The sequence below is a fragment of the Kosakonia radicincitans DSM 16656 genome, assembly GCF_000280495.2.
Lineage (GTDB): Bacteria > Pseudomonadota > Gammaproteobacteria > Enterobacterales > Enterobacteriaceae > Kosakonia > Kosakonia radicincitans.
The window spans coordinates 627,050-652,166 of the sequence record NZ_CP018016.1; the positions used below are offsets into that span (position 1 = coordinate 627,050).

Here is a 25,117-nt window from a genome sequence, read left to right on the forward strand (position 1 = left end):
GGCCATTAATATATTTCACACCTTTCTGTTTAATCATGAATTAAATTCATTTAAGTGGCATTAATATATGTTGCGCAAATCATTCTTCTCGAGAATATAACGATCGATAAACAGCGATTAATAGTTATTAACTATCAGATTCATCAATAAATAATTAAAAAAACGATCAAACTCATAAAGTTAGCGATTTGGTTACCGATAACGTGTTTTGGCTGCATATGTTTAATTTGCGCCAGGGACTTAAGCGGGCCTTTAGGGTTAAGCGCCCGACACTTTCGTCGGTAAAATAATCAAACCCATGGAGAAAATATGTTTTTACATAATGTAAAAATAGGCACGAAATTATTTCTGGCGTTCGGCTTTTTTATTGTGTTGATGGTGGTGAGTTCCTCAATGTCACTCACCAGCCTGGATCGCGCAAATAATGGAATGCAAGAAATCGTGCGTGATGACTATCCAACCACTGTTAAAGCCAATCAGCTGATCGATAACTTCAACTCTTTTGTCAGCATTCAGCAACTGATGCTACTTGATAGCGAAGGGAAGTGGACCTCCGAGTCGCAGAAGCAGCTTTCTGAGATCAGCAGCCACATTACCGCGTTGCTCGAAGATCTGGCGAAAAACCTGCATGATGACAAGTCGCAGAAAATCCTTGCTGAAATCCGCACCGTACGCCAGCAGTACCTTGATTCTCGCTTTCGTATCCTCGACGCCGTGAAAAATAACGATCGTGCGGCTGCGATACAGGAGATGATGAGCAACACGGTGAATATCCAGAACGCCTACAAAGCAAAGGTGCTGGAGCTGATTGCTATCCAGGATGCGCAGATGAAAGGGGCGGGTGAGGTCGTGCAGCACGATTTTGCCGCGAGCCGCTTGATCCTCATTCTGCTCGCAGTCTTGAGCATTGGCTTCGGCAGCCTGATCGGCTGGATCATTGTCCGTATGATCACGCGTCCATTGCGTGAGGCTGTCACCTTCGCAGAAGCCATTGCTAATGGCGATTTGACCCGCTCGATCGACTCACACCACCGCGACGAAACGGGGGTTCTGCTACAGGCATTAATGGAGATGAAAGAGCGCCTCGTGGAGATTGTTCATCAGGTACAGAACGGTTCGGAGAGTATCTCCAGCGCGGCGGCGCAGATTGTTGCCGGTAACCAGGATCTGGCGGCAAGAACGGAAGAGCAGGCAAGCTCGGTGGAACAGACTGCAGCATCGATGGAGCAAATCACCGCCACGGTAAAAAATACCGCCGATCACACCTCAGAAGCCACGCAGCTTTCCGCGGGCGCAGCGACAGTGGTGAAAAATAACGGCGAGATGATGAAACAGGTCACGGAGAAGATGCGCGTCATTAACGACACCTCAAACCGGATGTCTGACATTATCAACCTGATTGATTCCATTGCGTTTCAGACCAACATCCTCGCGCTGAACGCAGCCGTTGAAGCTGCGCGCGCAGGGGAACACGGACGTGGTTTTGCGGTGGTTGCGGGCGAAGTTCGTCAGCTGGCGCAGAAAAGCGCCTCGTCGGCGAATGATATTCGCCATCTGATCGAAAATTCCACCAGCCAGACCCGTGAAGGGATGGCGCTGGTGGAAAAAGCCAGTGGGTTGATTAACGGCATGGTGAGCAATGTGCAGGAGATGGATGTGATCCTGCGTGAGATCGGCCAGGCGAGCCGCGAACAGACCGATGGCATTTCGCAGATTAATAGCGCCATTGGCCTGATTGACTCAACCACCCAGCAGAACTCCAGCCTGGTGGAGGAGTCGGTTGCGGCGGCGGCGGCCCTGAACGATCAGGCGCTGCACCTGCGCGAACTGGTTCAGGTCTTCCGTCTGCGCGATACGCCAGAAATGGCTTAATCGAGTTGTGAAATATCCAGCGCCGCGCGGTCGATAATGCCAATTATCTGCTTAAGCTGTGCGGCGCTGAGTTCCCCCTGATTTACCCGTAAATCCAGCACTGCTTTAAAGTTATCCAGCGCCCGCTTCATTTGCGGGTTTCTGCGTAGCTGATAACCGACGTTACGCACCCGGATGCGTTCCTGAATCTCCGCAATCTGCGCCTGGCTCTCTTCCAGCCAGCGCAAACCCTGCGGCGTTATCGCAATAGTTCTGCGCCCATTCTCTTCATCGCCAACGGTAATGAACCCCTGCTCTTGCAGGTAATCGAGCGTGGGATAAATCACGCCAGGGCTGGGCGTATAGTTGCCCTGAGTCAGGGATTCGATGGCTTTGATCAACTCATAGCCGTGGCTGGCGTTGCTGCTCAGCAAGTAGAGGATGACCAGACGTAACTCACCGTGACCAAAAAAGCGCTGGCGTCGTCCGCCGCCGTGGTGCGGATGTTCGCGGTCGGTCCGTTCGTGATGATGGCGCATGCTGTACTCCTGATAAATTGATATATCTAATTTATATCTAAATTAACTGTTTAGACAGTGCTGGAGTGAGGATTTTTTTATTTTATTGATAATAAAAGAAATTATTTTATGCTTTGGCAATCGGTGCTTTCCCTGTGTTTATATCATAAAAATTCCTTGTCTTCTGCGCAATCAACAATCATTATCATTTGCACAACATTTAGATATATCGTATTCACTTTCACGAAGGCCGATTATGACAACTCATTCTCCACGTTATCCCCAACGCGTACGCAATGAACTGCGCTTTCGCGAGTTAACTGTTCTGCGCGCGGAACGCGCTGGCAGTGGTTTTCAGCGCATTGTGCTGGGCGGTGAACAACTGGAAGGCTTTACGTCGCGCGGTTTTGACGATCACACAAAAGTCTTCTTTCCGCAGCCGGGATCGCACTTTGTACCGCCGACGGTGACTGACGAAGGCATCGTTTGGGGCGATGGACCACGCCCGGCATCCCGCGATTACACGCCGATCTATGACGCCAGCCGGCACGAACTGGTGGTGGATTTCTATATTCACGACGGCGGCGTGGCGAGCCACTGGGCGGTGAATGCGCAGGCTGGGGATACACTGACGATCGGCGGGCCGCGCGGTTCGCTGGTGGTGCCGGAAGATTATGCCTGGCAACTCTATGTGTGCGATGAATCCGGTATGCCTGCGCTGCGTCGCCGTCTGGAAGCGCTAAGCCTGCTCGCAGTTCGCCCGAAGGTGACGGCAGTGGTGACGGTTGCCGATGCGGCGTATCAGGATTATCTGGCGCATCTGAGCGGCTTTGATATTCAATGGGTGGTTGGCCATAACCCGCAGGCGCTGCACGATAAACTGGCTTCGCTGACCGTCGCCGATGAGGACTATTTTATCTGGCTGACCGGGGAAGGTGAGGTGGTGAAATCGCTGATGGAGCGCTATGCGACCGACAATATCGATCAGCAACGGGTGCGTGCGCAGGCGTACTGGCACAAGAAATAATGACGAAGCCCGGTATTTCACCGGGCTTGCTGCTTTCAGGCCACTTCGTCGTATTCGGCTTCGCTGACTTGCTGCTCCAGCGTCTGGCGAATTTCACCCAGCGCTTTTTCCTGCTGGCGGAAGTAGGTTTCCCGATCGCCCAGCGACGACACAAGTTGCCAGGACTCCTCTTTCTCGAGCGTTGCCAGCTCTTCAATCAGGCTGGCAATATGCTGCTTCACTTCAGCAATACGCTGACGCAGGCGCTGCAGATCGTTTAAACGATCGCTTGCCATCAGCGGCTCCAGCCCTTTCTGCAGGCGGGTCAGAATGGCACGGATAGCGCTAAGATCGCCGCGCTGGCGCGCCTGGTTGAGCTGCACCATCATGCCGTGCGCTTCATTTTTTAAATCGTTGTCCACCAGATCCGGGTGGCAGAGTTTGCTGGCCTGGCGCCACAGGCGCTTCAGCTCGTGACGCTCATCCTCTGACATCTTCTGCTCGAAGCTGAAACGTTTTTCGGCATCGTGCTGCTGTTCCTGATAGCTCTCGTATTCCTGACGCGCTTCGTCACGCGCCTGGCGTGCCGGTTCTTCTTCACGCGTAAGACCGCGTTCCAGCTCCTGCGCTTCGGCCAGCAACGAGGCTATCAACTCGCTTTGCTGTTGCAGATGTTTACGTGCTTCGGCAGCCTGCAATGAGTGCGGCGGCATACTTTGCCAGCGCTGCGTCAAGGTAACCAGCACTTCCACCGCCTGCGACAGATACTTCTGGCAACGCAAATAATCGGCTTCGCGACGGCGCGCTTCCGCTTCCTGGCGGCGAACGGCGGCTTCTGCCAGGGTTTTGCGCAGGCGCAGGATCTGTGACATCAGCGGCCCAAGGCGGGTTAAGTAGAGATCGTTGAACTCGTCGAGCAGCTGGATGCGCGCGTTGCGTTTATCAATCAGTTCGCGCAGTTGTTCTTCCAGGGCTTTCAGTTCCAGCTTACTGGCGGCCACTTGCGGATCCTGCCAGCTTACGACGGAACGCTGGCTTTGCAACCAGTTCGTTATGGCGCGCATCGCTTCGCTGTAATTCTTCTCTTCAAGCGCATGGACGATAAACGCTAACTCCGGATCCGTAACTTCATTTTTCAACAAAGGAAGCTGACTGAGGATGATGCCGTCATCCTCCAGTTCGATGGCGTATTTGATGATTTCAAGCCGTTTTATAGGTTTGTTCATGGCGTTTCGTCAAAGCGCTTAAGAGTTTATTAAGGGGGTGTGGTTATTCATCAAATCTGGACTATAGATGTGAATATCGCAATAGTCTGCATCCATATTACATTGGACATATTTCAATGCGTTAGTGTTTCTGTGAAAATTGCGCTTATGGGGGCTTAAATCGGCGAAATACGCGAAAAAGTGCGCGCATTGCGGCTTTCAGGCCACTCTGCTGACATGCTTTGCGGCCTGAAAGGATCCCTTACACTTGCGTTAACCCGCCATCGACACAAATCTCGGCACCAGCGATATAGCTGCTTTCGTCACTCGCAAGAAACAGCGCGGCGTTGGCCACTTCTTCCGGCTGGCCCATGCGACCCAGTGGAATTGCCTGCGTTAATCCCTGACGAACATTTTCCGAGGCCGCAGCCATCATTTCCGTATCAATAGGGCCGGGCGCGACGACGTTAACGCGAATGCCTCTGGCTGCCAGTTCGCGCGTCCAGGTTCGGGCAAAAGAGCGCAGCGCGGCTTTGCTGGCGCTATAGACACCATAACCTTCCGTTCCGATAACATCGGCAATCGACCCTATCAGCACCACGCTGGAACCGGGTTTGAGCAGCGGCAGCGCAGCTTGCAGGGCAAATAGCGGCGAGCGGACATTCAACCCGAAGGTGCTTTCAAAGTGCGTTTCTGAAACCTGCTCCAGGGTGGCGTACTCTGACATGCCGGCATTAATCACCAGCACATCCAGTTGCTGAATATTTTCCATTATGCGCGCCAGTTCGCTGTGCTGGCTGACATCAGCACGCAGCGGCAACGCATTTCCTTCGATTTTAGCGGCAGTGTTCTGTAACTCTTCCTCGCGGCGGGAGGTAAACCAGGTCGTGGCGCCTTCATGGGCAAAACGCTGGGTTATCGCCAGGCCAATTCCTTTTGCGCCACCCAGTATGAGGGCCGTTTTGTTGTGCAGTCTGTTCATGATGATTCTCCTGTTGAGTGGAAAATCGATGATATAAGTTTTATATTTAGTATCAATTACGCACTTTGTTTATATTAGATATCATTGGATATACCGCTATGACAAAAATCGATGACTGCGTTTTAGGAAATGTGGGCAAAACGCGCCCGATACTTGAGCACATCACCAATAAATGGTCGATTTTGATCCTGACTGTGCTGTGTACAAAACCTTCTCGTTTCAATGAGATCCGTCGCAGGCTGGATGGTATCACCCATAAAGCGCTGGCCGACGCTCTGAAACGGCTGGAGCGCAACGGGCTGGTGCACCGGGAAGTGTTGCCGACAATGCCGGTGGGTGTTGAATACCGTATTACGCCGCTTGGCGAATCACTTCGACAGCCATTTGAGGCACTGTATCGCTGGGCGCTGGAATATGGGCCGCAATTGACGGCGGCGCAGGATGAGTATGATCAAAAATCTGCAGAGGCTGAAAGAGCATTAGCCTCCTGAAACGGGGCGTTCTGCTTGTCGGAACGCCCCTGCGAAAGGTCAGCGGAAAGTATGACTGACAAGTGAGCGGCGAATATCTGGCGCCCCTGGAATTCGGCGGGCCCTGAATTCTGTCTGGCTGTATGTTACTCCGGCACCATGGTATCCGGTTACCTGAATGCTGTTGTAACCGAGACGCTGAAGCTCTCTGCTTATGGTTTGCGCCAGAGGTTGAGTGCCTTTCAGGGAGATGAATTTTCCTATTATTCCTTTTCTTTTTGCACCTGACGATGCTTCCAGCTCGACAGCAGCAAAAGACGTTGGCTTGAAAGAATCAGCGCTATAACAGGCAGTTATACGGATATCCTCGAATGTTTTAGGTAGCCCACATGAATGCAATTGTTCAGCGAGGGTTGCGGCCGTCATCAACCCCAGGGTTGCCGCTTCATCGGCTGCCAGTACGTCTGCACCGGCCGTTCCGTGCCCAAGAATATAGAGTTTATCCGTGGTAGCGGATAATTGACTTAATGGTATATGTGCAAAGTTTGTATTTTTTAATACAACCAGTTGTTGTGATAATCTCGCAATACTGGCTGTGAATTTATCAAATATATCCGGTGACAGCGCTTTTCTTAATGTCTCACCATTCCAGTCTTCATGCACTTGTAAACCAGCATCGACCTCCTGCAATTTATCGCTGACAGTGTTTATCTGAGTAACCAGGTTGTTTATTTCTGCAGCACGTAGTTCCATTATTTCATTTCGAATTTTCTGATTTGGCACAATTAGTGGATAGAGGCTTTTTCCCTTCAGGTGGCGGATTAAATTTAAGCCCAGACTTTGATGGATCATATCCTCTGCTGCAAAAGGAATATACAGGTAACCTTGTTTGGGAAAACCGCTGTGCATCACCGGAGGTGCGCCATATCTCGCTTTAAATTCAGGTTGATTGGCCGGGGTTCCTGGCGGCGTATTGTTTCCGAATATCATTTTCTTCATTGAATCATCCTGGATATATTTTATATGAGTGGTTATCTCAATACGGATAGCTAAAAGCATTATAGCGATACATTATACGTTTCTGCCTTATAACATGGTACGTGGAAAAATAATCTATAATTCACGCCGCTGGAGCGATTTATACAGTGCTAAGGCATTTATTCTAGCGTATACGATGGTGGTTATTAATAGTTGCTGTCACGTTTTTATTATATTATTTATTCTATTAAGATATATCAGAGAGGTAATTTATTAAGGAAATTATAATGTGGAGAGTAATTATTTATAGTAAAGCGTTGATTAACTTTTTATGTTGGTACCGGTAATACGTTATTCTCGTGTGAAAAGATGCGGATCTTATTAAGATTCGGAAGACACCGCATGAAAAGTGTTGTCGCTTGAGTGATGGCTTCATCGGGAAGGAACGCATTGTGCCATTCTGCGACTGTTGTTGTAGCGATAGAAGCGACAGAGTGATGGGGATTACCAAAAGTTGGGGCGATACTTTTGGGACATTCAGGATTTAAAAAACAAAAAAACCACCATAAGAGGTGGCTTAAGTATCTGTTTCTAAATTTAAAATTTGGTGGCCCCTGTTGGGTTTGAACCAACGACCAAGCGATTATGAGTCCCAATTTGAAACGAGTAAAATCAGTAAGTTACTGATTTTTATGTTTTCTTTAGGCCGAATAGTGATGAAAAGTGGCACATAGCGTTGCGCTCTGCTGCCACTTTGCTGCCACTTTTACCACAATGCAATGATGCAGAAAATCCGAGATTAATTAAAAAACTCCAATCAATTCATATTTGAGAAATTTATTCATCCCATATTTCTGCTGCAAATGAAGTTAATGTGGGATCTTTGATAGCCAATGTTGTCCGACATAGATTAATGTTCTGCCCTAATTGCTGTTGCAGCTTATTTCTCAAAGCACGTTCCACAAATTTCCCATGCATGAAGTCACGATTGTTGCTGTCAAAATTTCGAGTGCAATTTTGAGAAATTTCTCCAGCATCTGGTTTATCACCGCCTCGATAAGAGGCTTGCAAACAGCGGTTGTAAATCGTATTAATATATTTCTTTATTATATCGTCTCGCTTCTCGACTAGACATTCATCAATTAAATTAGTAATCTGTTCGAGTGTGAGTGTAGGGTAAAGCTCATGAATATGATTCTCGTTCACAAAGTGGCTTTCTGCATCATTACCATTCGTCACGAATACTTTTATTCCCATTTCCTGTAAGTTTTCTACGTAAGATGATACTTCTGCATCTGTCATATAATCACGATCTCGATGAACTACGACAGAAGTTCCGGGAGCGTGTTGGATAATAAAAGAATTCAGAGCTAATGCAATGTGTATATTAGAACATCCATTATATGACCATATTTGATACTCATCTTGTAAAAAACCAGATGATTCTGCGATGATTTTAATATATTCTACATTTGTGTCTTCAGTTAATAATATGCAAGGTATTTCTCCATTCCTTAGCTGATCACCTTTATCAAGAGCTCCTATTTCCAATAATATACTTCTTTCAAGGTCTCCAGAATTTTCAACTAATGAACAATTGTTTATCCAAAATACACTTGAGTCATTTTTTAATGCTTCGAAAAAATGCCTTGAGTGGGTTGATATAATAATTTGGCATTCGGTTTCTTGATGGAGTTCTTTTAATAAAATAGCGAGGGTTCTTTGGTTGTTAGGATGAAGGTGAGAATCAGGCTCATCCAATATTAATAATTTTGGTTTGTATAAGTAGTAATATGCAAGTATCTGTATTGCTTGTAAAATCCCTGTGCCACAAGAATCAATGGGTAATGAAACTTCATTACTTGTTACTCTTGCATTAATGTGTTCGTCAACATTAGGATCAAATCTTACGCTAATTTCATAATCGGGAAAAACTGCTTTGAACTTATTCTCAAATGCTCTCCATGAATTTAGATCTTTAGATAAGAGTAAGAGAATATTCCTAAATACGCTGTTTGAATCCCCCTTAGCCGCAGCTTTGCGTACAACTGATGGAGGCCGATATTCTTCAAAAGATGGTATGCCTGCCAGGCCAGGAACAATCATTGAATATGGGTGTTCGATATTCTGAAGATGCTCTCCCAACTCTTTTCCTTCAAGCGAGGTTGCTATATTTCTATTTTTCCCCTTACGTATAGTTACAGTTGAACTTGTTTGTTCGTTAAAAGTAACTTTGATTGCATGTTCCATTGATGTTTGAAGCTTTCCGTTAGGTGCCAAAGCATCAATGTCCCTTAATGGAGAATAGATTAAGGACTCACTCGAAAGTGATGAAGGGCATCTATCCTCTGTCCATCTTGCACCTTGTTGGTTTGTCGATTGGGCAATAGAAACCGCAAATTGTATTGCCTGTTGTATGCTACTTTTACCAGCATTATTAGAACCTATTAATAGATTTATTCCTACTAATGGGATCTCGATATCAACGATGTTTTTAAATCTTTCAATTTTTATGCTGCTTAGCAAGATAATCTCCTTTTGAAAAGATGAAAAGTTAATTAGGCATTAATATATGTGGATATCAAACTCACTTTAAACCTAACTATCAGGGTGCTGTATTATTCATTATTGATATTAAGAGTCTTTTCATAATTTACCAATAGTTAATGGGTTTAATGACATTGCTTCTGATAAATGATCTGGCGCAAAGTGTGCATATCGCATAGTTACCTTTATATCCGTGTGCCCAAGTATCCGCTGAAGCACAAGAATATTTCCACCATTCATCATGAAGTGAGATGCAAAAGTGTGGCGCAAGACGTGTGTTAGTTGCCCAGCTGGCGTCTCGATACCGGCACGTTGCATTGCCTTTCTAAAGCCTGAATAGCAAGCTGCAAAAAGCGGTTGTGCTTTTCTACTCGATGGTAGCTCTGCCTGTAGCTTCTCTGTTATCGGCACTGCGCGGTTTTTCTTGCCTTTAGTTTTCACGTAGATGATTTGCCCTGCGCGGATCTGGTTCCCTTTCAAACTTTCCGCTTCACTCCAGCGAGCTCCAGTTGCTAGGCAGATTTTAACTACTGTCGATAAGTCCTTTGACCGGCTGTTCTCACATTCGGCGAGGAGGGTTCTGATTTCCTCAATGGTGAGATACGCCATCTCCGATTCACTGATTTTAAATTCGCGCACATTCTCTAACGGGTTCGGTGCAGTCCATTCATCAAACCGGCGCAGTTCGTTAAACATAGCTCTGAAATACGCCAGCTCTAAATTAACCGTGCGCGGCGTAACCGTCTTCACTCGACTGGAGCGGGTGATCTTCCCGCTTAACCGCTGTTCGCGATAAGACGCAAAAATTTTCGCGTTAAACTCGGTTGCGAGTGGGTTACCCATCGCCTCGCAGGCGAATGCCATCGTGGTTCGCCGCTTCTCACCATCCGCTAACGTGATACCGTGCGTGTTGAACCAGAGTTCAACCAAGTCAATTACCCGTCGTTTATCCGCTTTCTCACCCAGCCAGGGCTTATCCTGAGCCTGTTCTTTTACGTACTTCTCATAGGACAGTGCTTCGCCTTTCGTCGCAAACTGGCGACGGATACGTTTTCCATCCCGTCCGTTGGGGAAAACCTGCGCTTGCCATTTGCCGGAGGGTAATTTACTAACAGCCATTTCTTTCCTTAAAAATATTCAGTGCGAGCGACCACCTTCCCCAGCACTTTGATCTCTTCTGCTTTACATTCAAACGATGCTTTGCCGTTCTCTACGCGGATACGTCCGCCGGGGAAACGATAAAGTTCTTTCACGCTGACAAGTCCATCAATCTCAATCAACCAAAGGCCATCGGTGACTTCGGCCTCAGTTTCATCAACCAAGAAGGTCTGTTTCTCAAATCGGATCAGTAATGGCGCGTTAACTTCACTAGGCAGGAGATGTACATCATACCCAACCCAATCTGATGGTGAGAACTTCCCATTTGTGATGTTTTTGAGTTCGATTTTCGTTGGTGAACTATCCTGATTTGTGATGTTTGGATCCCCACGCCCATAGGTTAACCACTCTAAAGACGTACCCGTCTCCATCGCGCAAATTAGCACCCAGTCGGCAGGAAAATTCCCACGCATTATGCGGTTAGCCATTGTGCTTTGTGATACATCTAAGTGACGACACAGAGCCTGACGCGATGAAAAACCATATGCCTGAACGATACGCTCAATGGGATCTTTACCACCCTCTGGTAAAGTTGGTGCTTTACGACTCGTAAAATCTTTCGTTGACCTTTCCAATTTGTGATCCTAATATTCACTCATCGTATCAAGACGTGTTTAATAGTGATAAATAGAGTTGGCTAGAACTCAACAGAGGATAGTGCATCATGACCCGTAAACTTTCAATGCGCCCTTCAATCAATCTCGTGATTTCCGAACCGTACATTACCGTAGAAGAGTTCTGTCGCCGTACGGGTTACAAGGAAGGCACCGTTCGCCAAATGTACCGCGAAAACCGTTTACCTATCAGGAAGAAAGAGGGCTTAAACGGACTTATCGAAATCAACATGGTTGCTCTCACTATTGAAGCTGCTGCTGGCTGTGAAATCACAATGCAAGCCTGATAAATCCATTTTGGGATAAAAAGGAATTTCCAGCATGTTAGATTTTCGCGTTTCGTCACATGCACATTTCGATGATGCATGCAGAAAGTTTGCCGTAACTCATAACATCAAAGAATTGGCAGTTAAGGCAGGTATCAAGCCGCACACTCTTTACAACAAACTCAACCCGGAACAACCGCACCAGTTAACACCACGTGAGATCTGGTTACTGACAGACCTCACCGAAGATTCAACGCTGGTTGATGGTTTTCTGGCTCAGATCCATTGTCTGCCGTGCGTGCCGGTTAATGAGATGGCGAAGGATAAGGTGCAAACCTACGTCATGCGGGCAATGGCTGAGCTTGGCGATCTGGCTGGCGGCACAGTGTCAACAGAGCGATTAACCCAGGCGAAAAAATACAGAATGGTTGAAAGCGTTAATTCTGGCATCCGCATGCTTTCGCTGACAGCGCTCGCATTACAGGCGCGCCTCCAGGCCAATCCGGCAATGTCCAGTGTCGTCGATACCGTTAGCGGCCTCGGCGCATCTTTTGGGCTGATGTGAGGTGAGTATGTTGAATAACGAACCTTCTTTCGCATCGCTACTTATTAAGCAAAGCCCAGCCATGCATTACGGCCACGGCTGGATTGTTGGTGAGAACGGTAAGCGCTGGCATCCGGTGCGCTCACAAACTCAGGCAAAGCCTGTTTCTTTTAAGGGGGCTGCATGGCTATCGAAGCTGTTTCCGCAACGGTTCCGCTGAGCACTGGCGCGCGCATGGCCGGCCTGAATCATATCGCTGAAATACGCGGGCGCTTCTGGGGTGATAGCTGGAAAGAGGTCGAGCAATTCGTTGCGAATATGCGCGATACGCGCGACCCGCAGCATGAAGACAACGAGCGCGCGCTGGCAGCGATTTTCTTTCTAGCAAAAATACCGGCAGCTCGTCACGGGCTCAAATTAAGTGAGCTGACTACTGACGAGAAAAAAGCGCTTATTTCAGCAATGAATCATTTTCGCGCAGTTGTGAGCTTATTTCCCAAACGGCTAACCATGCCGAATTAACACAAACCGTAATTAAAAGGCGTCAACCCGCCGGGCATTCTTTTGCCTAAATTCAGGAGAAAGCGTTATGCAAAATATCGAAACCCGCAATTTTGAAGCTGATAACGATGTACTGGTCAGCATGCTGAATAAAGCTAAAAACGAGGAGCGTCGTGATCGTGCTCTTGCTGTTTCCATTCGTCTTGAGGCTCTGGCTATTCATATCGCAAGAGAAGGGCTGAACGGAGTCGAAGCCGCCGAGCTTCTGCGCCGCGAGGCTATTCGCTACGAAAACGAATCACAGGAGCTGCACTGATGGCCGACGCAATGGATCACATCCAACAGCGTGAGCAGGAAGAGCGCGAGCGCCATATCAATAAAGCACGCAGCCGCGTTATGACACCTTCACGTTTTACCTGCGAAGAATGCGACGCACCAATCCCGGAAGCGCGCCGCAGGGCAATTGATGGCGTGTCACTTTGTGTGACCTGTCAGCAAATAACAGAGCTCAAATCCAGACATTATCGGGGCGTTTAAGTGGCAATTTCTTACGCTTATGCGTGGAATGCTCCTCGCTCAGCAATAGCCAGCCCCTATCTGACCTACTCAGAACAGCACCGCCGCGATCGTATGATTGCGGCGGTGCTGCATGCGCGCAAAGCGCTTTCCCTCCAGCCGGAATGTGTACGCTATGACGTATACCGAACCGCCGCCGCGCTGGAGCAACATCACGACAGCCAGCGAGCCAATGCTTTTTTAATCAGCTTTTGCAAAAAAGCATTGCCGCGCCTTGAGCTGGTCGCCAAAAAATACCAGGCCACTGGTGTTAAAAACGATGTTTCGGCTGCCATTTTTTCCGGTCATTTCGATACGGAAATGCTGCAATACATCGCCTCACGCCTCGTTAATATGGTCGCCCGTTATAACCGGCTCCCTGATATGGCAAAGGCAGATATTGAACTGCTGGCCGCTGATATCGCTAATTTCATCCGCGCGGAGCTTGCAGATATAGACGATGCCAGCGCCGGTGAACTGAAAACACTGCATTCGTGGTATATGCGCGCCGGGCTGATTGCCCTGCAATTTAACGTGACCCCGCCTCATTGGGAGCGTGTAACAAAAAAATATGCCAATGAGCAGGATCTCGCACCGGCAGTTATGCGCATGTTCAATGAAACGTGGTGGCGCGGGCGGTTGCGTCGCATTGCTGCTGCATGGCGTGAGCATCTGCAAATCGCTGTTGGTAACGTCAGCAAGAAAAAACATGCCTACGCCAGCAAAACATGCGTAGCCGAGTGGCGCGAGCAAAAAAGGCGCACGCGTGAATTTCTTAAAGGGCTGGAGCTCGAAGACGAGGACGGGAACCGCATCAGCCTGATTGAAAAATACGACGGATCGGTCGCTAACCCGGCCATTCGTCGATGCGAGCTGATGACACGTATTCGCGGCTTTGAAAATATCTGTAACGAGCTCGGTTACATGGGAGAGTTCTATACGCTGACAGCCCCGTCGAAATATCACGCCACGACAAAAGCGGGCTACCGTAACCACAAATGGAACGGGGCAAACCCGTCCGACACGCAAAGCTATTTAACCTCACTCTGGGCGCGCATTCGCGCCAAGCTCCACCGGGAAGATATCCGCATCTTTGGGATCCGCGTTGCAGAACCTCACCACGACGCTACCCCGCACTGGCATATGCTGATGTTTATGCTGCCGGAACATGCTGAACGTGTGCGCACTGTCATCCGGTATTATGCGTGGCAGGAGGACGGCAACGAGCTCAGCAGCGATAAGGCCAGAAAGGCCAGATTCCACGCAGAAGCAATCGACCCGGAGAAGGGGAGTGCAACGGGCTATGTCGCAAAATACATCTCAAAGAATATCGATGGCTATGCGCTCGACGGTGAAACAGACGACGAAAGCGGCGAGCTGTTAAAAGATACCGCGCCCGCCGTTTCTGCCTGGGCGGCGCGCTGGCATATCCGGCAATTCCAGTTTATCGGCGGTGCGCCGGTGACGGTCTACCGCGAATTACGCCGCATGGCCGACACCGAAACCGCCCACGGTCTTAGCGTTGAATTTGCTGCGGTGCATGATGCGGCTGATGCCGGTGATTGGGCGGGTTACGTTAACGCCCAGGGCGGCGCGTTTGTCCGTCGTGACGATTTGCAGGTTCGCACGCTCTACGAAGCGCGATCCGAGTTCAACCAGTACGGCGAGGAGACTGTCTGCATTCGCGGCGTGTACGACGCCACGGTCGGCGCTGGTTCGCCGGTTCTGACCCGTCTCACGCAATGGAAGATTGTCCCGAAACGCGCCGTTGATTTGGCCGTTGACCTTAAGGGCGCGACCGCGCCCTCTCGGAGTTCTGTCAATAACTGTACGGGAAGCGAAAGCGATCCCCTGGAGCTGGATTTATCAAAATCCCTGAGCCGATACGAGCGACGGCAATTAACGAACCGGCTCAGGGATAAAAAAACGGCGTTGAGGCGTAAATTTGTCCACGGAACGCCAGGGCAAGAGAAGGCCATAGCGCGAACTATTGACGAGATACAAATATTAACCGGTTGCGAAATCAGCCGGGGTGAAGCGCTGCATCTAATGGCACACGGGAAAAGCTGTTTTAACAAGAAATGGTGCAGGGGATCTGCCGAGGGGGATATTTTCCCGGCTTCACCTTCTGACAATGAAAAGGCGAAAAGCATTCTCCTACGCGTCTCAATGCTTGCTGGTAAGATATTTTAAAAATTAATGCAACTATTTAGCCAGTTGCGAGTAATCCAATTAACAGGCAAAAAACATTTTACATTTAGAAAGCTCTTATTATACTGTATGCATATACAGTAGATGTGTGTGCCTATTTAGGGGCAAAAGTAGTGATTGGAGGGAAGATGCAGGATTATCTTTTGGAGTCGCTGAAACTCCAGCGTATTGATTTTTTCATCAAGCTTGTTGCAGCGAGTGAGTGTAGTGAAGAAGAGAAGGGATTAGCTATTCAGTGGGTATCGGAACTGACGGATGATTTGATGGCGAAAATCCGCAGCCATGAATACAGCTGCTCAATAGATGTTGCCAGTTAGCTGACTGCATTGGAAAACGTTGCTGACGGCAGGACTTAATCTGGCGTCAGCAAGGTTGAGCAACGAGCCTTGCGAGGCGATAGGAAGTAATTATCAATGGATTGGTAATCCTAATACCATCTATTATATTTCACATAGAAATATGTAACGATAATAATCCATATAAAGGTAAGGATGCCGAAATAGTCAGGTATGAAACGCGCAAAAATATAAGCGCCTGCTACAATCAGTATCAGAGGTATATAATAAATATATGATTGTAGAAACCATAAAATCGCTCGCTTCATCTTTTTAATAGCTCATACAAAGCATCACCGATTATTTCTTCATTGTTGCCGCCTGACTCTACCTGATAAATTATCTTTGTCATTTGCGGTTCAATAAGAAAGTAAAGCATCTCAAGGTTTTCTTTGTACAGATCCTGATAATATGTTGCGTCCTGAAATTTGAGTTTGTTAGCTGCCATTGCCGCTATTTGTGCTTTTGAATATATTATGGCACCGTTAACATACATCGATGACAATGAATTCACCATTTTAATATGGGATTCCTGAAAGTCACCACTACTGATTACCAACTTTGCGATAGTCAAGGATAGCGCTAATTTACTGGATTTTTCTGCGTATTCATAAGCCTTGTCCCCTAATTCTTTTTTGAGGAATTCGGCAAGATTTGTACTCTTTTGTGTACCAAGTTTTTTAAGAGTTTTCCGAAAATAGATCTCAACCATATCGAGAGCAACATCATTTCGGTTATAGATTTCAGCAAGCGCCAATACGAGCCGTCGGTCTTCATTCATTAACTCACGACAGGTGTTGCGGTAGTAATCATCTGGTATTAAGCACGAACCATAGTTGATCAAACGCTGCGTGCCGAGTTTCAAACTTTCAATAGTGCTCATATTGGTTGCTTGTATTTCTCGTAATGCTTTTGTTAACGCTAAGGCCATCTGTCTGTCAGACTGAGCCTTCATTTTTAAGTAGCTTTCTGCCATTTTAATTTCCCTTGATATAACATTAACGAGTCAATAATTGATCATCATCGTCAGAAGGGGCAAGGAAGATAATGAAAAAAAGCGGTAAGGCGACCATTTATGTTCTGGTGGTGATTGTTTTCTTTCTAACTATTCCTGAAATCGTGATTCGCGTACTGACACCGGAACAGTTTGCCCGGCTGAGTGATTTCACAAGCTTCGGAGGGCTGTTCAGTCATCTCCTTTCATTACTGATTTTTCTGGGCTTAGCTTCTATTTTGCTGGGGGTGCTCGCCATTTTTTTAACGAAAAAAATCTACCGGCATTTAACGCGCGACAGAAGCTAATCAACATGCCTTACCGCAGAAATTCTGCGGCGCATGCATCAGGTGCGTCATTTCGCATTTGTTTTATCTTTCGTTGAATGAGGATCAAGGCCAGTTCTGGCAAGGATCCGATGACCTGTTGCAACTGCATTAAAACCGACCCACAAAGCGGGCAGGCGAGGCGGGGAAAGCACTGCGCGCCATAAACCCTCTGGGGATCTTGTTTTTCCTAACGGAAAGGTTAAAAATCGCAAAAAAACACATGAGGAACGAAAATGGTTCAGAAAGAATTTTTTAGTGCATCGCTCGTGACTCAAGGGCAGCATAGATTTTACACATTGACTATACCTATTGATGTTATCGCGGAATGCTGTTCAACAAACCCAAGATCAGAAGATCCAGTTAGCGGGTTTCAACGTTCCCTTGACGAAAAAAGAGCAGCCAGCATTGCAGAATATGTACGCAAAGGTGGTGTTATCCCTTCTAGCATAATTCTTTCAGCCCAATCAAACTCTGGTTTTGAATACCTTAGTAAGAACAAAACGGTTGGTTTTAATGTCTCACCATCGTCATTTCTCATTATTGATGGGCAGCACCGTGTTTATGGCTTCAGAATGTTAAATGATATGGGGTTTGACGAGATAAAGCTTAGAGTACCTGTAGTTATTTTTACAGAACTAACTCCTGTCCAAGAGGCTAAAATTTTTATTGATGTAAATACACAACAGAAGCCAGTGCCAAAAGAATTATTACTCGATATTAAAAAATTAGCTGAGACAGAAACGAGCGACGAAGCTTTATTGGATGTGATTTTTACTTTGTTTGAAGAGCAAAATGATAGTTGTCTTAAAAATAAACTTTCAAGGTTTGAAAAACAACGCTCAAAATTATCGAAGGTTACATTTTATGAGGCTTTTAAACCCTTACTGAAAACATTCAATATCAATAGCCCTGATAATCTCTATAATATAATAAATGCATATTTATATGCTGCAAAGGATTTATTGCAAAAGCAATCTATCGATTTCAACTCGGTGATCACAAAACCCACATCATTTAAAATTCTTATTGGTCATAGTAAGGCTATTATTTCAATAATCTCTGACAATGCTCCGGGGAGTTTGACGTTAATAAGTGAGCATAAGCGTTATTTGTCAAGAAGTATTGATAATAGTGCAGCAGCTCTGTTGAATAGTAGAACCACTGGTAAATCTATTGAAACCCTTGACAAAAAACTACTAAAAACAACGTTGACGATATGAATAATGAAACTGAATTGCTTCGTTTGTTTTCCATTACGGCAAGGGAACTTGTAGCTGGAGCTCGGAAAAAAAGCGTCACAAGATTTAATGACAGCTTAGAAAAAATGCACTTTATAGTTACAGACTTCGATCCTGCTCAAAAGAGGATTGAAGCCACTGCGACTATGCCAGCAGTATCTGCTTCACCACAGATAATGAAAATATTAATGCTCGAAGAAGCAAAGTTTGGGAAATTTATTGCAAGCGAGGCTCACAGATTTTATTTGGCATCTTTAGTTTCATTAGAAAGGTCTCGACAGTCACAGCCTCATAATTTAGCGTGGCAAGTAGTTGAGCATTACTATGCAGCTTATTATTCGGTACATTATCTTATGAGGATTTCAGGTTTTAGCTTGAGCAATCTTGATGATAAGGCTGTTAAAGCATTCAAAAAAAGCGCGTTGGTTCCTCTTGATAAACTTCAAGCAGGCCTTTCGACGTTAGAGTTTACTGAAGATTGCCGAGATATAACTATAATAAAGAATGATAAAGGAGGAGGGTCTCATAAAGATGCTTGGAGTATTTGGACAAAGATATTAAATAATTTGATTATTGCTTGTCAAAGTGATCCGGTCGAGTACGCGTCTACGGCAATTAAATTGATCGAACATAGACGGTTTATTGCCGTTAATGATAAAAAATTTAACCCTTCGGATATTCGTGGTGAAGTTAATTATCAGTTTAGAGGTGATTCTTGGTGTTTCGAAGAAAAAACAAATGATAGGATTAATATGATTAATCAGGAGTTAATTGATGATGATTACGACTTGTTTAATAGGAGTGATAGAATTCAGAATTTAATAAATAACAATAAATTTATTATTAATTTGGCTCGTGTTTTTTTTGAGTATTCTATGGAGGCATATCCTAATGGGATATGTAAAAGTATTCGCCATCAGTTTAAAAATAAAATAAGTATAATTTGACCGTATATTAACGGTATATGCATTTGGGCATCATGTTAAAAACCGCCCGCAGGCGGTTGCGTTTGCTCATCCTATGTCAAGTGTGTATTTCATAAATCTAATAATTTCCTCTCCCGCCCATTCGTTGAGTTCAAGAAATCTGGCCTGTAGCGGCATCAGCTCGTTACGCACAAACACTTTTGCCACCTTCTCAACGTCGCCGATCGAGCCCGCATTTTCTGGTTTGCCGCCCATCAACTGGAACGGGATGCGGTGCGCGTCCAGCAGGTCGGTGGCGCTGACTTTTTTGATATTGAAAAAATCGTCTTTGGTGGCGACCTCGCTCAGCGGCACAATTTTAATCCCGTCGGCTTTTCCGTTCGGCGCGTAGAAAAACAGGTTCTTAAAATTGCCGAGCCCTTTCGAGTCCCGCATCGCCTTACGCAGCGCCTCAACATCCGTGCTGCTTTGCGCCGCATCAGTGACATACATGATGTAACCCGCGTGCGCGCCGTTCTGGTAATACTTGCGCCGAAACAGCGTCGCCGACTCATTCAGCCAGGCCGAATTAAGCGCGCTCAGATATTCCGGCATCCCGTAAAGCTCCTGGTTAATATCGGGCTCCAGCAGGTGGAACACCGAGCCGGGCGCAAACTGATGCGGTTTTGTGTAGTTCTGAATATACCAGTAGGTATCCTGCTCCACCCCGCGCCGGGTGTATTTGGCCGGAGAGGTTTCATATTTTAGCGGCCTGCCTGTCACGCTCCGGCGCTGCTCAATAAACGCATTGCCAAACACCATGTAATCAAGCGCGAAGCGGGTAAAGTCCTGCCGGGATAACAGCGGGTGCGGAATGTAGGTTGATACCAGAATGTTACGTTTGACGTAGATCGGCGAGCTGTGGTGAACGGCGGCGCGCATGCTTTTCGCCAGCCCGGAAAAGCTCACCGGCGGCTCGTACCACTGCCCGTTATCGATACACTCCACATAATCCAGAATGTCGCGTTTATCGAGCACCGGCACCGGCTCGCCGAAGGTGAATGCCTCCATGCTCTGCGCGGGCGCGGCGGTATGCTGGCGCGGTTGGGTGTGGTGGCGTTTGTTGCGTTTAGCCATTAATAAAACTCCAGAATTGAGGATGAGGGCTGACCGCTTGCGGCGGTCAGCGGTTCGTTAATCAGTACGTGCATGGTCGCCCAGGCTAAATCCGCGTGGCTGGCTTCTTCGGTGCGGCTGGCCTCATAGGTGGCGCTACGCCCGCTGCTGGTCATGGTTTTGCGGATGGACATAAACGACTGCGTGATGTCGGTTGCGCTGACGTCGTATTCGAGGCAACCGCGCGTGATGGTGTCTTTGGCTTTCAGCACCATTGCGGTTTTCATCTCTGGCGTGTAGCGAATGTCACGCGCTGCCGGGTAAAACGAGCGCACGAGCTGAAAGACGCCCTGACCGAGCCCGGTCGCATCAATCCCGATGTATTCGACGTTATATTTTTGCGTGAGCGCGCGAATGGATTCGGCCTGTGTCGCAAAATCCATCCCTTTCCACTGATGGCGCTCCAGAATGCGAAATTTACCCCCGGCAACCAGCGGCGGCGCGATAACCACGCAACCGGCACTGTCGCCACGGTGCGACGGGTCGTAACCAATCCACACCACGCGCTGACCGAATGGCCGGTCGGCGAACGGCGCGTAATCCTCCCACTCCTCCATGCTGTCAACCATGCAGCGTTGCAGCTCCTCGAACGGGAACACCGACGCCTTGTCATCGACAAACTCGCACATAAACAGGTTGCGGAAGTCGTCCGCGCTGTTCTCCTGGCGCAGCGCGTCAAGGTCAAACAGGGTACAGCCCCCGGCGAGCGCGTCCTCAATGGTGACAATCTGTCGCCACTGCCCGTCTGCGCAGGCCACGCCGCGCGCTAATGCCGCATGGCTGATATCAATATCAACCCGCTCGCTGGCGCTGGCGCGCCCCCGGTTAAACAGCTCCCCAGACCAGAACGGATACGCGCCATGACCGAGCGAGGAGGGTGTCGAAAAATAGGTTGTGCGCAGGTGTTTTTGCGAAGCCATGCCCGATGCCACTTTGCGTAGCCGCTGGAAGTTGGGTATCCAGAAAATTTCATCGACATACAGGTCGCCGTTGTGGCTCTGCGCGGTGTTGGAGTTGGTGCCAAGAAACAGCAATTCCGCGCCGTTGTTGCCGATGACAATCGGGTCGCCGGTAAGGTCAACATCAACCAGCCGGGCAAACGCGATGATGTATTTTCGGAACACATAAGCCTGCGTTTTTGAGGCGGATAAAAATATCTGGTTATGGCCGGTTTTCAGGGCGCGTAACAGCGCCTCGCGGGCGAAATAAAACGTCGCGCCAATCTGGCGGGATTTGAGAATGTGCCGGATGCGGTGCTCAAGCCCGGCTTTATGCCAGCCGAGCTGATAGGCGAAGGACTGGTCAAAGAAAATCTCCTCCAGTTTTTCGACCGCCTCCTCGCTGAAAAAATTCTTTTTCGGCTTTTTGCGATCGCCCTTGTTGCGGTTTGCCACGTTCGGATTGAGATCCGCCTCGTTGCCGGTCTGGCCGTAGCGGTTTATACGCGCGAAGCGCTCCATCTGACGCGCCAGAAAGTCAGCGACCTTGAAGTCGTGCGCGGTCAGCTCCGGTTTGGCGTAAAGCTGGATTAACCGCGCCTCCAGTGTGTTTCCCACCCGGTCTAACGGGGCGGTTTCGTCCCAGCCGTCGCGCTGTTTCCAGCTCTGTACCGTCGGGCGTTTGGCCTGCAACATTTCCGCGATTTGCGGCACGGAAAACCCCTGCCAGTACAACAGCGCCGCCTGGCGCCGCGGGTCGTTTAAGAGTGTGGTGTCGGTGGTGATGGTCATGCATGCCTCGCCGTGATGAATACAGGGCAAGGCTACTTAAGCGCGGTCAGCGATTCGCTAATGTACTGATGTGTCGGGGTCAAGCCATCCGTGACTGATGGCGAAGCAACGGACGAGCCGGGAAACTACCTCCTGACAAAACCGTGAATCCTTCACAGACAATCAGGACTCCTGACGATGGCAAAAAAAGTAGTTTCAAAATGGTTTCGCATCGGCGTCGAGGGTGACACCTGCGACGGTCGCATTATTGGCGCGACGGAAATTCAGGAAATGGCCGACACGTTTGATCCGCGTGTCTATGGCTGCCGCATCAACCTTGAGCACATCAAGGGACTTATGCCGGACAGCCCGTTTAAACGCTATGGCGATGTGGTGGAGCTGAAAGCGGAGAAAATCGAGGACGATTCCGCGCTGAAGGGCAAGCTGGCGCTGTTCGCGAAAATCACCCCGACCGATGAACTGGTCGCCATGAATAAGGCGCTTCAGAAGGTTTACACCTCGATGGAGATCCAGCCGAATTTCGGCAACAGCGGCAAGTGCTACCTCACTGGCCTGGCCGTGACCGATGATCCGGCAAGCCTCGGCACCGAATATCTGGAATTCTGCCGCACCGCAAAACACAACCCGCTGAGCTCCCGCAAAGCCAGCCCTGAGAATTTCTTCTCGGCGGCCACGCTGGCGGAAATTGAGTTTGAAGAGGAGCCCGACACCCTGCTTAACCGGCTGACCGACTCGGTTAAGGTCATTTTCAGCCGTCAGCAGACCAGCACCGATGCGCGTTTTAACGATGTGCATGAAGCCGTGACGGCGATTGCTGAACGTGTCCAGACCAGCGGCGATGGCATTGATGCCCGTTTCAGCGCGCTCGAAAGCCAGCTCGCGGAAGTTAAGCAGGGGCTTGAAGCGCAAACCCTGTCCACGACTGAGCAATTCAGTGCGATCACCGCCACCCTGGACAAAACCCCCAGCGAGACGCAGCCGCGCCGGAAACTGAGCACCGGCGGTGAAGGTGCATCTGCTGCGCTGACCGACTGCTAATCAGCCCTTTTTCAGAACAGGAACACAGACACAATGCGTAAAGAAACCCGTTTTAAATTTAATGCCTGGCTGAGCCGCCTTGCGGAGCTGAACGGCGTCGGCGTGGAAGACCTGAGCAAGAAATTCAGCGTCGAGCCGTCGGTCACTCAGACGCTGTTCGACAAAGTCCAGCAGTCTTCCTCCTTCCTGCAACAGATTAATATGGTCGTGGTGCGCGAGCTGACCGAGGAAAAAGTCGGCATTGACGTCAACGGCACCATTGCCAGCACCGCTGACACGGCCAACGGCGTTGAGCGTAAAACCGCTGATTTCTCGAAGCTGGACGCGTACCGCTATTTCTGCCATCCGGTGAACTTCGATTATCACCTGAGCTATAACAAACTCGATTTGTGGGCGCGTTTTCAGGATTTTCAGATTCGCATCCGTAACGCGATCATCAAACGCCAGGCGCTGGACTACATCACTATTGGCTTTAACGGCGTGAGCCGTGCGGCCACCTCTGACCGCAAGGCAAATCCCCTGTTACAGGATGTCGCTGTCGGCTGGTTGCAGAAATACCGCAACGACGCGCCGGAGCGCGTCATGAGCAGGGTTGTCGACGAAGACGGCAAGGTGATTTCGGAAAAAATCACCGTTGGTAAAAACGGCGTTTATAAAAACCTCGACGCGCTGGTGATGGATGCGCATGAGTCCCTGATTGAAGAGATTCACCGCGAAAACCCGGAAATGGTGGTGATTTGCGGTCGCCGTATTCTGACCGACAAATATTTCCCGATGATCAACAAATTCCAGGCGAACAGTGAACAGCTCGCCGGTGAGCTGATTATCAGCCAGAAAACCATCGGCCAGTTGCAGGCGGTGCGCGCGCCGTTCTTCCCGGCCAACAGCATTTTCATCACCACACTCGATAACATCTCGATTTATCTCTACGAGGACGGTCACCGCCGCCACATCATCGAGAATCCGAAGCTCGACCAGGTGGAAAACTACGAACAGGTGAAGGTCGATTTCGTGATTGAAGACTACGAAGCCGGGTGCCTGATTGAAAACATTGAGATCCTTGAACAGGCTGAGGGCGACACCCCGGAAGCGGATATCGCGAAAGTGTTCGCGGCTGAACTGGCTGAAGCCATGAAAACACTGGCAACCGCCACCACAACCCCGGCCAGTACCGGCGAAGGAGCGTAACCGATGGCGAGTCCCGCACAGCGTCACGCGATGCGGGTCTCGGCCATGCTGGCCGCGCAGCGGGATAACGCCCCGCTGCGCCATGCCACCGCTTATGAGCAGATGCTCGTTAAGCTGGCCGCAGACCGCCGGACGCTGAAAGGCATCCACTCAAAAGAGCGCAAGGCAGAGAAAAAGCGTGAGCTGCTGCCGCTGTACCTGCCGTGGGTGGCGGGCGCACTGGAAAATGGCACCGGCGCACAGGATGACATCCTGATGACCGTGATGCTGTGGCGTCTCGATGCCGGTGATATTCCCGGCGCGCTGGAAATTGCCCGCTACGCGCTGCGCCACAACCTCGCGATGCCGGAACCCCACACCCGCACCGCGCCTTACATGCTGGCCGAAGAAGTCGCCCTTGCGGTGCTGCGCGCCCGTGATGCCGGTGAGCCGGTTGATATGGCGGGCATTCTGGAGACCATTGCCCTGACCCGCACCGCCGACATGCCCGACGAGGTACGCGCCCGGCTGCATAAGGTCGCCGGTCTGACGCTGCGCGATGCCGGTCAGCCTGCTGACGCCATGGCTCATCTGCAACGTGCGAACCAGCTCGACCGTAACGCGGGAGTACGCAAGGATATTGAGCGCCTTACCCGCGAACTGAATCCGAAGCCTGTTGTCGCGAAGCCTGCGCCAAAGACGCCCGCGAAAACCGCACAGCAGAAAAAAACAGCCACACCGGCGAAACGCGGGCGGGGTCGCCCCCGCAAAGCCGCCGGTTAACCGAATGCGCCCCGCG

At 49.0% G+C, this 25,117-nt stretch carries 27 protein-coding genes; 17 read left to right on the forward strand and 10 right to left on the reverse strand.

What is annotated here, in order from left to right; all coding sequences use genetic code 11:
* The first annotated feature begins 309 nt into the window (after positions 1–309).
* Positions 310–1,872 (forward strand): methyl-accepting chemotaxis protein, encoded by a 1,563-nt coding sequence (locus Y71_RS03120; RefSeq protein WP_035887869.1) that lies wholly within the window; start codon positions 310–312, stop codon positions 1,870–1,872.
* Here the strand turns inward: Y71_RS03120 and Y71_RS03125 are convergent.
* Entirely contained in the window at positions 1,869–2,390 is a 522-nt protein-coding gene (locus Y71_RS03125) for a PadR family transcriptional regulator (protein ID WP_007370008.1), read from the reverse strand. The genes Y71_RS03120 and Y71_RS03125 overlap by 4 nt on opposite strands.
* Before the next feature lie 235 nt (positions 2,391–2,625).
* Here Y71_RS03125 and Y71_RS03130 point away from each other — a divergent pair, with 235 nt between their 5' ends.
* Positions 2,626–3,396, forward strand: a complete 771-nt coding sequence (locus tag Y71_RS03130) for a siderophore-interacting protein (RefSeq protein WP_007370009.1) — start codon at positions 2,626–2,628, stop codon at positions 3,394–3,396.
* Positions 3,397–3,431: 35 nt separating this feature from the next.
* On the opposite strand, the gene Y71_RS03135 is transcribed toward Y71_RS03130, so the two are convergent.
* Positions 3,432–4,601 (reverse strand): hypothetical protein, encoded by a 1,170-nt coding sequence (locus Y71_RS03135; RefSeq protein ID WP_007370010.1) that lies wholly within the window; start codon positions 4,599–4,601, stop codon positions 3,432–3,434.
* Between the two features lie 241 nt (positions 4,602–4,842).
* Complete coding sequence (locus Y71_RS03140) at positions 4,843–5,562, reverse strand: SDR family NAD(P)-dependent oxidoreductase (protein ID WP_007370011.1); 720 nt, start codon at positions 5,560–5,562, stop codon at positions 4,843–4,845.
* 98 nt (positions 5,563–5,660) lie between these two features.
* On the opposite strand from Y71_RS03140, the gene Y71_RS03145 reads away from it, so the two are divergent.
* Entirely contained in the window at positions 5,661–6,053 is a 393-nt protein-coding gene (locus tag Y71_RS03145) for a winged helix-turn-helix transcriptional regulator (protein WP_007370012.1), read from the forward strand.
* Between the two features lie 39 nt (positions 6,054–6,092).
* Here the strand turns inward: Y71_RS03145 and Y71_RS03150 are convergent, their stop codons facing one another.
* The 4 genes from Y71_RS03150 to Y71_RS03165 all read right to left on the reverse strand — a co-directional run bounded on the left by Y71_RS03150 (position 6,093) and on the right by Y71_RS03165 (position 11,290).
* A complete protein-coding gene (locus Y71_RS03150; RefSeq protein WP_007370013.1) occupies positions 6,093–7,031 on the reverse strand; it encodes a hypothetical protein in 939 nt (312 codons plus the stop codon).
* 816 nt (positions 7,032–7,847) lie between these two features.
* Positions 7,848–9,536 (reverse strand): ATP-dependent nuclease, encoded by a 1,689-nt coding sequence (locus tag Y71_RS03155; protein WP_172745713.1) that lies wholly within the window; start codon positions 9,534–9,536, stop codon positions 7,848–7,850.
* Between the two features lie 120 nt (positions 9,537–9,656).
* Positions 9,657–10,676 (reverse strand): phage integrase, encoded by a 1,020-nt coding sequence (locus Y71_RS03160; protein ID WP_007370015.1) that lies wholly within the window; start codon positions 10,674–10,676, stop codon positions 9,657–9,659.
* Positions 10,677–10,684: 8 nt separating this feature from the next.
* Entirely contained in the window at positions 10,685–11,290 is a 606-nt protein-coding gene (locus Y71_RS03165) for a phage repressor protein CI (RefSeq protein ID WP_035942017.1), read from the reverse strand.
* 89 nt (positions 11,291–11,379) lie between these two features.
* Between Y71_RS03165 and Y71_RS03170 the strand changes: the two genes are divergently transcribed.
* From Y71_RS03170 to Y71_RS03205, 8 genes are all read left to right on the forward strand, one after another.
* Positions 11,380–11,616 carry a hypothetical protein gene (locus Y71_RS03170; RefSeq protein WP_034911927.1) on the forward strand — a complete coding sequence of 79 codons (237 nt, stop codon included), beginning with the start codon at positions 11,380–11,382 and terminating at the stop codon, positions 11,614–11,616.
* 34 nt (positions 11,617–11,650) lie between these two features.
* Positions 11,651–12,160, forward strand: a complete 510-nt coding sequence (locus tag Y71_RS03175; protein WP_007370018.1) for a phage regulatory CII family protein — start codon at positions 11,651–11,653, stop codon at positions 12,158–12,160.
* A 7-nt stretch (positions 12,161–12,167) separates the two neighbouring features.
* The gene (locus Y71_RS03180) at positions 12,168–12,359 is read left to right on the forward strand and encodes a phage filamentation protein Fil family protein (RefSeq protein WP_071531968.1); all 192 of its coding nucleotides are present in this window, start codon (positions 12,168–12,170) and stop codon (positions 12,357–12,359) included.
* A complete protein-coding gene (locus tag Y71_RS03185; protein ID WP_007370020.1) occupies positions 12,323–12,661 on the forward strand; it encodes a DUF5347 domain-containing protein in 339 nt (112 codons plus the stop codon). Before Y71_RS03180 ends, Y71_RS03185 begins: the two co-directional genes overlap by 37 nt.
* A 67-nt stretch (positions 12,662–12,728) precedes the next feature.
* Positions 12,729–12,956: a DUF2732 domain-containing protein gene (locus Y71_RS03190; RefSeq protein ID WP_007370021.1), complete on the forward strand. Its 228-nt coding sequence runs from the start codon at positions 12,729–12,731 to the stop codon at positions 12,954–12,956.
* Entirely contained in the window at positions 12,956–13,177 is a 222-nt protein-coding gene (locus Y71_RS03195) for a TraR/DksA family transcriptional regulator (protein ID WP_007370022.1), read from the forward strand. Before Y71_RS03190 ends, Y71_RS03195 begins: the two co-directional genes overlap by 1 nt.
* A complete protein-coding gene (locus Y71_RS03200; protein WP_007370023.1) occupies positions 13,178–15,388 on the forward strand; it encodes a replication endonuclease in 2,211 nt (736 codons plus the stop codon).
* Between the two features lie 146 nt (positions 15,389–15,534).
* Entirely contained in the window at positions 15,535–15,723 is a 189-nt protein-coding gene (locus Y71_RS03205; RefSeq protein WP_035942020.1) for a hypothetical protein, read from the forward strand.
* A gap of 283 nt (positions 15,724–16,006) precedes the next feature.
* On the opposite strand, the gene Y71_RS03210 is transcribed toward Y71_RS03205, so the two are convergent.
* Positions 16,007–16,717, reverse strand: a complete 711-nt coding sequence (locus Y71_RS03210) for a hypothetical protein (protein WP_081120689.1) — start codon at positions 16,715–16,717, stop codon at positions 16,007–16,009.
* Positions 16,718–16,788: 71 nt separating this feature from the next.
* On the opposite strand from Y71_RS03210, the gene Y71_RS03215 reads away from it, so the two are divergent.
* The 3 genes from Y71_RS03215 to Y71_RS03230 all read left to right on the forward strand — a co-directional run bounded on the left by Y71_RS03215 (position 16,789) and on the right by Y71_RS03230 (position 19,249).
* Positions 16,789–17,043, forward strand: coding sequence for a hypothetical protein (locus tag Y71_RS03215; RefSeq protein ID WP_007370026.1), 255 nt, complete (start codon positions 16,789–16,791; stop codon positions 17,041–17,043).
* Positions 17,044–17,297: 254 nt separating this feature from the next.
* On the forward strand, positions 17,298–18,284 hold the full coding sequence (locus Y71_RS03225) for a DGQHR domain-containing protein (protein WP_007370027.1): 987 nt from the start codon (positions 17,298–17,300) through the stop codon (positions 18,282–18,284).
* Positions 18,281–19,249, forward strand: coding sequence for a hypothetical protein (locus Y71_RS03230; RefSeq protein WP_007370028.1), 969 nt, complete (start codon positions 18,281–18,283; stop codon positions 19,247–19,249). The genes Y71_RS03225 and Y71_RS03230 overlap by 4 nt, the downstream gene beginning before the upstream one ends.
* A gap of 66 nt (positions 19,250–19,315) precedes the next feature.
* On the opposite strand, the gene Y71_RS03235 is transcribed toward Y71_RS03230, so the two are convergent.
* The gene (locus Y71_RS03235; RefSeq protein WP_007370029.1) at positions 19,316–20,344 is read right to left on the reverse strand and encodes a phage portal protein; all 1,029 of its coding nucleotides are present in this window, start codon (positions 20,342–20,344) and stop codon (positions 19,316–19,318) included.
* On the reverse strand, positions 20,344–22,113 hold the full coding sequence (locus Y71_RS03240; protein WP_007370030.1) for a terminase ATPase subunit family protein: 1,770 nt from the start codon (positions 22,111–22,113) through the stop codon (positions 20,344–20,346). The genes Y71_RS03235 and Y71_RS03240 overlap by 1 nt, the downstream gene beginning before the upstream one ends.
* A 177-nt stretch (positions 22,114–22,290) precedes the next feature.
* Here Y71_RS03240 and Y71_RS03245 point away from each other — a divergent pair, with 177 nt between their 5' ends.
* From Y71_RS03245 to Y71_RS03255, 3 genes are read left to right on the forward strand one after another with little or no spacing between them, the layout of a single operon-like run.
* Complete coding sequence (locus tag Y71_RS03245) at positions 22,291–23,151, forward strand: GPO family capsid scaffolding protein (protein ID WP_007370031.1); 861 nt, start codon at positions 22,291–22,293, stop codon at positions 23,149–23,151.
* Between the two features lie 33 nt (positions 23,152–23,184).
* Complete coding sequence (locus Y71_RS03250) at positions 23,185–24,339, forward strand: phage major capsid protein, P2 family (protein WP_007370032.1); 1,155 nt, start codon at positions 23,185–23,187, stop codon at positions 24,337–24,339.
* Between the two features lie 3 nt (positions 24,340–24,342).
* The gene (locus Y71_RS03255) at positions 24,343–25,101 is read left to right on the forward strand and encodes a phage terminase small subunit (RefSeq protein ID WP_081120691.1); all 759 of its coding nucleotides are present in this window, start codon (positions 24,343–24,345) and stop codon (positions 25,099–25,101) included.
* Positions 25,102–25,117: the final 16 nt, after the last annotated feature.

Bases quoted from the DNA above. Each gene is read 5' to 3' on its own strand.
- Y71_RS03135 (WP_007370010.1), bottom strand. From the start codon at position 4,601: ATGAACAAACCTATAAAACGGCTTGAAATCATCAAATACGCCATCGAA.
- Y71_RS03250 (WP_007370032.1), top strand. From the start codon at position 23,185: ATGCGTAAAGAAACCCGTTTTAAATTTAATGCCTGGCTGAGCCGCCTT.
- Y71_RS03225 (WP_007370027.1), top strand. From the start codon at position 17,298: ATGGTTCAGAAAGAATTTTTTAGTGCATCGCTCGTGACTCAAGGGCAG.
- Y71_RS03130 (WP_007370009.1), top strand. From the start codon at position 2,626: ATGACAACTCATTCTCCACGTTATCCCCAACGCGTACGCAATGAACTG.
- Y71_RS03175 (WP_007370018.1), top strand. From the start codon at position 11,651: ATGTTAGATTTTCGCGTTTCGTCACATGCACATTTCGATGATGCATGC.
- Y71_RS03245 (WP_007370031.1), top strand. From the start codon at position 22,291: ATGGCAAAAAAAGTAGTTTCAAAATGGTTTCGCATCGGCGTCGAGGGT.
- Y71_RS03230 (WP_007370028.1), top strand. From the start codon at position 18,281: ATGAATAATGAAACTGAATTGCTTCGTTTGTTTTCCATTACGGCAAGG.
- Y71_RS03140 (WP_007370011.1), bottom strand. From the start codon at position 5,562: ATGAACAGACTGCACAACAAAACGGCCCTCATACTGGGTGGCGCAAAA.
- Y71_RS03240 (WP_007370030.1), bottom strand. From the start codon at position 22,113: ATGACCATCACCACCGACACCACACTCTTAAACGACCCGCGGCGCCAG.
- Y71_RS03180 (WP_071531968.1), top strand. From the start codon at position 12,168: ATGTTGAATAACGAACCTTCTTTCGCATCGCTACTTATTAAGCAAAGC.
- Y71_RS03195 (WP_007370022.1), top strand. From the start codon at position 12,956: ATGGCCGACGCAATGGATCACATCCAACAGCGTGAGCAGGAAGAGCGC.
- Y71_RS03190 (WP_007370021.1), top strand. From the start codon at position 12,729: ATGCAAAATATCGAAACCCGCAATTTTGAAGCTGATAACGATGTACTG.
- Y71_RS03255 (WP_081120691.1), top strand. From the start codon at position 24,343: ATGGCGAGTCCCGCACAGCGTCACGCGATGCGGGTCTCGGCCATGCTG.
- Y71_RS03210 (WP_081120689.1), bottom strand. From the start codon at position 16,717: ATGGCAGAAAGCTACTTAAAAATGAAGGCTCAGTCTGACAGACAGATG.
- Y71_RS03150 (WP_007370013.1), bottom strand. From the start codon at position 7,031: ATGAAGAAAATGATATTCGGAAACAATACGCCGCCAGGAACCCCGGCC.
- Y71_RS03185 (WP_007370020.1), top strand. From the start codon at position 12,323: ATGGCTATCGAAGCTGTTTCCGCAACGGTTCCGCTGAGCACTGGCGCG.
- Y71_RS03205 (WP_035942020.1), top strand. From the start codon at position 15,535: ATGCAGGATTATCTTTTGGAGTCGCTGAAACTCCAGCGTATTGATTTT.
- Y71_RS03160 (WP_007370015.1), bottom strand. From the start codon at position 10,676: ATGGCTGTTAGTAAATTACCCTCCGGCAAATGGCAAGCGCAGGTTTTC.
- Y71_RS03170 (WP_034911927.1), top strand. From the start codon at position 11,380: ATGACCCGTAAACTTTCAATGCGCCCTTCAATCAATCTCGTGATTTCC.
- Y71_RS03120 (WP_035887869.1), top strand. From the start codon at position 310: ATGTTTTTACATAATGTAAAAATAGGCACGAAATTATTTCTGGCGTTC.
- Y71_RS03215 (WP_007370026.1), top strand. From the start codon at position 16,789: ATGAAAAAAAGCGGTAAGGCGACCATTTATGTTCTGGTGGTGATTGTT.
- Y71_RS03145 (WP_007370012.1), top strand. From the start codon at position 5,661: ATGACAAAAATCGATGACTGCGTTTTAGGAAATGTGGGCAAAACGCGC.
- Y71_RS03235 (WP_007370029.1), bottom strand. From the start codon at position 20,344: ATGGCTAAACGCAACAAACGCCACCACACCCAACCGCGCCAGCATACC.
- Y71_RS03125 (WP_007370008.1), bottom strand. From the start codon at position 2,390: ATGCGCCATCATCACGAACGGACCGACCGCGAACATCCGCACCACGGC.